Origin of the sequence: Ilyobacter sp., assembly GCF_041583315.1 — a bacterium.
Classification (GTDB): Bacteria; Fusobacteriota; Fusobacteriia; order Fusobacteriales; family Fusobacteriaceae; genus Ilyobacter.
Window position 1 is genome coordinate 1 of record NZ_JBFHGC010000513.1, and the last position, 2,108, is coordinate 2,108.

At 39.9% G+C, this 2,108-nt stretch carries 3 protein-coding genes; all 3 read right to left on the reverse strand.

Features of this window, described 5'->3' with window-relative positions; translation table 11 throughout:
- Window positions 1–1,011: hypothetical protein (locus ABZA26_RS13600; RefSeq protein WP_372715037.1), on the reverse strand; the 1,011-nt coding region annotated here is incomplete at its 3' end.
- A 12-nt stretch (window positions 1,012–1,023) separates the two neighbouring features.
- Window positions 1,024–1,746: an outer membrane lipoprotein-sorting protein gene (locus ABZA26_RS13605; protein ID WP_372715038.1), complete on the reverse strand. Its 723-nt coding sequence runs from the start codon at window positions 1,744–1,746 to the stop codon at window positions 1,024–1,026.
- The coding region (locus ABZA26_RS13610; protein ID WP_372715039.1) for an MMPL family transporter at window positions 1,743–2,108 on the reverse strand (366 nt) is incomplete at its 5' end. The genes ABZA26_RS13605 and ABZA26_RS13610, both read right to left, overlap by 4 nt.

Genomic DNA, 2,108 nt, shown 5'->3' on the forward strand with positions numbered 1-2,108 from the left:
CCCTATACTCCCAATCCCTTCTCCCAGGATTCCGTACTCACTTTCTTTCTTTCCCCCTGCATAAAATGGCATGAGATTAATATCTATATGATCACTGTAGAGATAGCTTACTGTAGCCCCGAAAAGATAGCTGTAATCCTGTGTATTTACATAGCAGTACCCTGTGAGTGTTGTCTTTTCTGAGTACTCATAAGTGACAGACGGCATCAGATAGCTTTTCCCTGCAGGCTGTCCGGCAAATATTCTGTTTATATCATAGCTCTCTTTTTCATCTTCCCCCAGACCATAATAGAGGTATTCCACCATTACCCGGTATTTCTCCCCGAAATAATTATCAATTCCTGCTATGTACACAAGATCATCCCTGCGGAGATAGTAAGCTGCTTCTAACCATATCCCATAATCAAGGCCGGGTATACTGGTACTTACGTCTCCCCCTATAATGTCGTCTTTTTCCTCATCTTCACCCCACTCTGTAGTCCTTCTGCCTTTGTGAATATATACTGCATCTATATCATATTCCGATAGGGATGTCCTGTACTTTATCCCGTAATCTTCTCCCTTTTCCGGATTATCTTTTTTTGCATAAATTCCCTGAAATGAATCTTCTCCTGCGTATTTTGTGACTATTATGCTGTCCCTTCCGCTTTTTACATAGGTCGGGTCGTAGGAGCTTCCTGCTGAGACCTCGTTGAATATATCCGTAGGGTTGAGGTTGTATCCCGCTCCCCAGCCTATTCTGTTTCTACCTATTTCAAAATCCAGATTCTTTTTCATTATTTTGACCTGTCCCGCGTCTATTCTGTCTGCTCCTTCTCCAAATTTATATTCCAGAAAAAAAGAGTAATCTTCACGGAACTCATCCTTCAGAGTCACTCTTCCCAGAAACTCATCTTCAAAGTCTATTTTTTCAGTATCAAAACCCTGATATTTTAATTCTGTAATCAGATTCATGGATAATGCAAGGGGTATGTAACTAAAAAAAACAAGAGCAAAAACAAAGACCTTCATTTTAATCACATCCTATTTTTTGAGATTTTTCTCAGAAAATTTAGAATCATCCATATAAAAATCAAAATCCAGATTTTCCTCGCTGGTTTCCAGATAAGTCACCTTTCCACTTATTAGGTCAGTCATTGTGAGCTTCATTGCAGTCCACCGTCCCTTTATCTGTTTTACTTCCTGAGTATTCATGACCTTATATTTTATCTCATTAGCATCGTAATATTCCAGGCTTTCCTCTATATAATTATCCTTTCTCACCTTCGCTATTATATATTTATAACTTCTGTCCCTGTCTACAGGGTAGACCTTTAGTATGTAGTGGTCTTCCTCCTCTTCCAGCACCTCTCCTGTAAAATCATCTACATAGTCTATATTCAGGTCATCATAACTGAAACTTGACCCCATCATACTTCCTTTTTTGGCACTCTTTGAGAGAAGTCTCACCCTGTTGCTTCTCTTGTTGTAATACCATATATTCTCACCTCTTATAAGAATAGCCGTATCTTCTATTCTCGGGGGTGATGTAAACCTCATGAGCTGAAGGTCCTCTTCTGATTTTTTATGGTACCCTTCAAATCCTAAGGTTATTTTTTTTCCGTTATTTTCTATTGTCATGAGATACTCTCCCCTTGAGGTTTTGTAATTCTGAGCATCCTTCATCTTTTGCAGTATCTCTGAGGCATCCCTTGAAAAGACCGATATGCTCACAAGGAGAAAAAAAATCACCGATATTTTTTTCATGAATCATCATCCTCCGTATTTTTCTCTATTCCGTCCACTATGGAAATAAGGCTCACAAGAAGACTTATTGTGAGAAGATAGGCAAAACCCACCCCTATAGTCAGGAGAAGTCCGAAATGGACAAATCCTCTGTATCTTGCCAGCATTAGGGTTCCGAAAGCTGCTATTGTTGTGATGGTAGTGAGTGTCACTGCCTTTCCTGTGCTTCTCACTGCCTCAAAAATATTTTTCTCTGCAAGGTACCGGTGTATTATGTGCACTCCGTCGTCCACCCCTATACCTATTATGAGAGGGACTCCTATTATGTTCACCATGTCAAATTTAAACCCTGTCCACCCCATGACTCCCAGAGTTGCCAGAAC